6 protein-coding genes are annotated in these 4,978 nt (G+C 74.7%); 3 read left to right on the top strand and 3 right to left on the bottom strand.

Annotated features, from left to right (window positions below; all coding sequences use genetic code 11):
- Positions 1-530: TonB family protein (locus J5Y09_RS24030; RefSeq protein WP_209354383.1), on the top strand; the 530-nt coding region annotated here is incomplete at its 5' end.
- A gap of 395 nt (positions 531-925) precedes the next feature.
- Positions 926-1,051, top strand: coding sequence for a hypothetical protein (locus J5Y09_RS24695; RefSeq protein WP_280846322.1), 126 nt, complete (start codon positions 926-928; stop codon positions 1,049-1,051).
- 72 nt (positions 1,052-1,123) lie between these two features.
- On the opposite strand, the gene J5Y09_RS24025 is transcribed toward J5Y09_RS24695, so the two are convergent.
- Both J5Y09_RS24025 and J5Y09_RS24020 read right to left on the bottom strand, forming a co-directional pair.
- Positions 1,124-1,351 carry a hypothetical protein gene (locus J5Y09_RS24025; protein WP_209354382.1) on the bottom strand — a complete coding sequence of 76 codons (228 nt, stop codon included), beginning with the start codon at positions 1,349-1,351 and terminating at the stop codon, positions 1,124-1,126.
- A 105-nt stretch (positions 1,352-1,456) separates the two neighbouring features.
- On the bottom strand, positions 1,457-2,230 hold the full coding sequence (locus tag J5Y09_RS24020) for a 2-keto-4-pentenoate hydratase (RefSeq protein ID WP_209354381.1): 774 nt from the start codon (positions 2,228-2,230) through the stop codon (positions 1,457-1,459).
- Positions 2,231-2,433: 203 nt separating this feature from the next.
- Between J5Y09_RS24020 and J5Y09_RS24015 the strand changes: the two genes are divergently transcribed.
- Complete coding sequence (locus J5Y09_RS24015; protein WP_209354380.1) at positions 2,434-3,672, top strand: patatin-like phospholipase family protein; 1,239 nt, start codon at positions 2,434-2,436, stop codon at positions 3,670-3,672.
- A 248-nt stretch (positions 3,673-3,920) separates the two neighbouring features.
- On the opposite strand, the gene J5Y09_RS24690 is transcribed toward J5Y09_RS24015, so the two are convergent.
- A partial coding sequence (locus J5Y09_RS24690) for a TrmH family RNA methyltransferase (RefSeq protein WP_342451540.1) occupies positions 3,921-4,978 on the bottom strand: 1,058 nt, incomplete at its 5' end.

The raw sequence follows: 4,978 nt of genomic DNA, 5'->3' as shown, positions 1-4,978 counted from the left end.
CGCCACAGGCCGCCCCGCCGCAGATCGCCGCCCTGCCGCTGCCCCCGCCCACGCCGCCCGGCCCGCCGGCCGCGCCGCCGGCGCCGCCGCGCGTGCAGCCGCTCGACCTGACGAATCGCCCGCCGATCCGGCTGGGGGAGGCGCCGCCCGCCGCGCCGCGGCGCGGGCTCGACCTTTCGCCGGGCGCGACCCTGCCCGGGCCGGGGGACGACCAGAACCTGCGCGTGCGCGGCGCCCAGGCGGGCCCGGACTGGCGCAACGCCTTCCGGCAATGGCTGGAGCAGAACCTGCGCTACCCGCGGGAGGCGGCGGAGCTCGGCGAACAGGGGCCGGTGACGGTGCGCATCATCACCGGCGCGGATGGGCGCGTGCGCTCGGTCGAGATGCGCACGGCGTCACGCTCGATCTTCCTGAACTACTATTCGCAGGCGGTGTTCCGCGGCCGCAACCTGCCGCCCTTCCCGCCGGGCACGGCGGAGGAGCAGGTCACGATCGACCTGACGATCAACTACATCCTGTACGGGCGGTAGCGGCGCGCGACGAGGACGGTCCTGGCCGGCGCGCGAATCGCGGGGCGTCGCGCCGGAGGCGCGCTGATGCGGATGCCGCGCCGAAGGCGCGCCGGCGCGGATGTCCTGCCGAATGCGCTGTGGTCCGCACACGGCGACGAGGTCGCGCCGCCGAGGCCGCCGCGCCGCAGCCGCGCGAAGCGTGCCGCGACGACGAAGGCTCGATGTCGCGATGCCATGCCGATGTGCGAAGGCGGACGACACGACAGGCACGAGGTGGTGCCGTCGCGCCGAAGGCGCGCTGATTCCGGTGTCGCGCCGAAGGCGCGCTGATTCCGGTGTCGCGCCGAAGGCGCGCTGATTCCGGTGTCGCGCCGAAGGCACGCTGCTTCCGGTGTCGTGCCGAAGGCGCGCTGATGACCGGCTACGCCGAAGGCGCGCGGATGACCGGTTATGCCGGCGCCGCGCAGACGCAGCGTCGCGCCGACCGCGCGAATCCGCTCCTTCACGCCGAAGGCGCGAACGCGCGCGAAGGCGCCTAAGGCCGCGCCGCCCGGCTCAGGCCAGGACCCGCCCGGCGCGCCCCCGCATGCGCGGGATGCGCCGGCCGAAGGTCAGGCGTGCCCGACCTCGCCGAAGGCGTCGCGATTCGTGGTGCGCACCACCGCGGCGAACAGCCGCAGCGCGTCGGGGCCGCCGCGATCGAGCAGCGAACCCCCCTCCATCTCCTTCGCCAGGATCTCGGCGTGGTCGGCAAGCGTCTCCGCGGCGCGGCGCAGCGCCTCGCGCGAGAGGGTCAGCTGCACATCCTCGGAGAGGCAATTCCAGTCGGCAGGCCGCATGGCGGTTCCATCCGCGTCAACCGCCGTTCTGGCGTCCATACACGCCCCATGTGAGCGCGCACTCAGATTGCGCTGTGCATGGTTAACGAGTGGTGAGTCGAAGGCTCAGGTCAGACATAACTCGACACGCCCGAGCGTATCGAAATCGACCACCGCCGTGCAGGGACCATCGAGCCAGATCGGCGGCGTGACGGACCCCAGGAACACCACCTGCCCCGCCCGCAGCCCGCCGAAGGCGGCCGCGCAGGGGGAAGCGGCAAGCCAGGCCAGCGCCTCGAACGGGTGGCCCAGCAGGTCGGCGCCCACGCCTTCGCCCCGCACCTGCCCGTCCACCAGCAGCCGCCCGCGCGTCGCGGCCAGGTCGAGCCCGAGCGCGCGCCAGCCCGCGACCGGCGGGCCGAGCACGCCGCCGGCATGGAACACCTGGTCGGCGATCAGCGTCGGCGTGCCGAGCTTCGCCAGGTCGTCGTAGCGCTTCTCGACGATCTCCATGGCGGCGAAGACCTCGCCCACCGCCTCGCCGGCTTCCTCCCGCGTGCAGGGGCCGGCGGGCAGGTCGCGGGCAAGCCGCAGGCCGACCTCGCATTCCACGCCAGGATTGATGAAGTCGGCATGGCGGAAGGTGGCGGGGCTCGCGCGCAGCCCGGCCTTGGGCACGAAGCCGCCGGCGGGGCCGGACAGGCCCAGGATCGCCTGCATCTGCTTCGTGGTGGCGCCGATCTTGAAGCCGGCCGGCGGCAGGCCGCCCATCCGCAGCGCGACTTCCTTCTGCACGGCGTAGCCGGCTTCGGTCGTGGCGGGCGCGGCACGGCCGAGCGGGGCCAGGATGCGGCGCGCGCGGCGCGCCTCGATGATCGCCTCGGCGGCTTCGGATGCCATGCGGTCCTCCCCTTGCGTTGACGGGGGAGGGCGCGCCCTCCCGCCCCCCCTTGTGCCGAAGGCCGGCGCGCGCGCAAGGCCCGGCCTTGCCGCGGCCGTGCCGGATGGCCGCCAAAGGGCATGCCCAGCGCGCGCCGCCATCGCCCTTCCGCGATCGCCGGTGCATAACGCAGGTTCGCGGCGCGCCACCGATGGGAGAAGCGATGACCGACACATCACGCGGCGGTCCGCCGCCCCGGGGAGGATCCAGGCGCCGGCTGCTGGGCGCGGCCGCGGCGGTCGGGACGGCAGGCCTCGCGCCGGGCTGCGCCCTGCCGCCCCGGCTCGATGCCGTCCCCGCCGGCCGTTCGGGGGAAGCGCGCGTGCTCGGCCTGCCGAACGAGCGCTTCCGCATCACGACCGCCGAGGGCCAGGCGGGCTTCGAGCGGGAGGTCGTGGATGCCCTTGCCCGCCAGCGCCGCGCGCTTGGCCTGCGGGACGGCGCGAGTGTTCCCGAGATGAACCTGCTGGCCGTGTCCGGCGGCGGGGAGAACGGCGCCTTCGGCGCGGGGCTGATCAATGGCTGGACGGCGCATGGCACAAGGCCGGTCTTCGACCTGGCGACGGGCGTGTCCACCGGGGCGCTGACCGCGCCCTTCGCCTTCCTGGGATCCGACTGGGACCAACCGCTGAAGGAGGTCTACACCGCGATCACGGTCGACCGCGTCCTGCGGTCGCGCGGCCTGACCGCGGCCATCTTCAACGACGCGCTGGCCGATACCTCGCCGCTGTTCGACACCATCTCGACCTATCTCGACGAACGCATGCTCGCCGCCATCGCCGAGGGCCACCGGCAGGGACGGCTGCTGATGATCGGCACCGCCGACATCGACGCGCAGCTGCCGGTCGTGTGGAACATCGGCGCCATCGCGGACAGCGGCCACCCCCGCGCCCTGGACACCGTCCGGCGCATCCTGCTTGCCTCCGCCGCCATTCCGGGGGCTTTCCCGCCGGTGATGTTCGACGTCACGGTCGATGGGCAGCGGCACCAGGAAATGCACGTGGATGGCGGCACCTTCGCGCAGGCCTTCCTCTATCCCAGCGCGGTCACCGCGTCCCGGCGCGCGGCGATCGCGCGCGGGCGACGCGTGCCGCCGGCGCGCGCCTGGGTCATCCGCAACGGGCGGCTCGATTCCGAATGGGCGATGGTGAACCGCCGGGGGCTGAGCATCGCCGCGCGCGCCATCTCCAGCATGATCGCGGCCAGCGGCTTCAACGATGCGGTGCGGCTGTACTTCTTCGCCCAGCGCGACGGCGTGGACTTCAACCTCGCCTTCATCGGCAGCGACTTCACACGGCAGCTCGAATCCCCCTTCGAGCAGGGCTTCATGCGCGCGCTGTACGACCATGGGTACGAGAAGGCGCGGGTCGGGTTCCGCTGGGCGAAGACGCCGCCGATCTGATGCGGGCGGGCGGGCGGGGGAGGGCGCCGCCTTCCCCCCGGACCCCCACCCGCCAGAGGCCGAAAGGCCTCCGGACACCGGGACTTGATCGGAGGTTTGGGGAGGGGGCATGGCGCGCCCTTCGCGCCAGCGGCACGGATGAGCCCCCTCCCCAAACCCTCCGATGAATCAACAGGGTTCCAAGGGCCCTTAGGCCTTTGGTGGGGGGAGGTCCGGAGGGGGGCAAAGCCCCTCTCCGCCGCGCACCCTCAGCGCCGCACGATCTCGTACAGCGCCACCGCCGCGGCCGCTGCGACGTTCAGGCTCTCGACGCCCTCGGCCATGGGCAGGCGCACGAGTTCGTCGCAGGTCTCCCGCTGCAGGCGGCGCAGGCCCGAATCCTCGGCGCCGAGGACAAGGGCGACGCGCCGGTCGCGCGGCGCGGCCTCGGCCAGGGTGCGCGTTGCCTCACCGGCCAGGCCCATCACCCAGAAGCCCGCCTTCTGCAGTGCGGCGATGGCGCGGGAGAGGTTCACCTCCCGCACCACCGGCACGATGTCGAGCGCGCCGGACGCCGCGCGGGCGAGCGCGCCGGTCTCGGGCGGCGCGTGGCGGTCCTGCAGCACGACGCAGGCTGCGCCGAAGGCGGCCGCGGCGCGCAGCGCGGCGCCGACGTTGCGCGGGTCCGTCACCTGGTCGAGCAGCAGCACCGGGCCTTCCCCGGCCTCGATCGCGTCCTCCAGCGCCACGGCCTCGAGCGGTTCGGCCAGCAGGGCGATGCCCTGGTGGATGGAATCCTCGGGCAGGAAGGTGGCGAAGCGCGACCGTTCGGAGCGTTCGGGCGTGACGCGCCAGGGGCCGGAGAAGCGCTCGCGCAGCGTCGCCTCGGCGTCCGGCGTCGTCAGCAGGCGGCGCGGCTTGCGGAAGGGGTTGGACAGGGCGGCGAGCACGGCGTGCTGGCCGTAGATCCAGAAGGCGCCGGACCCCGCGCCGGCGCCGGGGCGGGGCGGGGCGGGGGCGTCGTCGATGGCCGCCGCCGGCGGCTGGCCGCGCCCGGGGCGGGGCGCGCGTTCGGCGTCGTGGCGCTCGGCGTAGGGCGCGCGGGCGGGGCGCTCGGCGTCCTGGCGTTCGGCCCGCGGGGCGCGGGTGGGGCGTGACATGCGCTCGTCGTCGCGGCGTTCGCCGTAGGGCGCGCGGGCCTGGCGGGGCGGGCGCGCGTCGTCGCGGCGCTCGGCCCGCGGGGCGCGATCGGCGCCGAAGCCTTCGCCACGGGGCGCGCGGGGTGGGCGCGCATCGTCGCGGCGTTCGCCGTGGAAGACGCGGCCGG

It is taken from the genome of Roseomonas nitratireducens (genome assembly GCF_017813355.1).
In the GTDB taxonomy this organism is placed as follows: Bacteria; Pseudomonadota; Alphaproteobacteria; order Acetobacterales; family Acetobacteraceae; genus Neoroseomonas; species Neoroseomonas nitratireducens.
The sequence above is the reverse complement of the archived record's forward strand: the minus strand, read 5'-3'. Positions and strand labels throughout refer to the sequence as shown.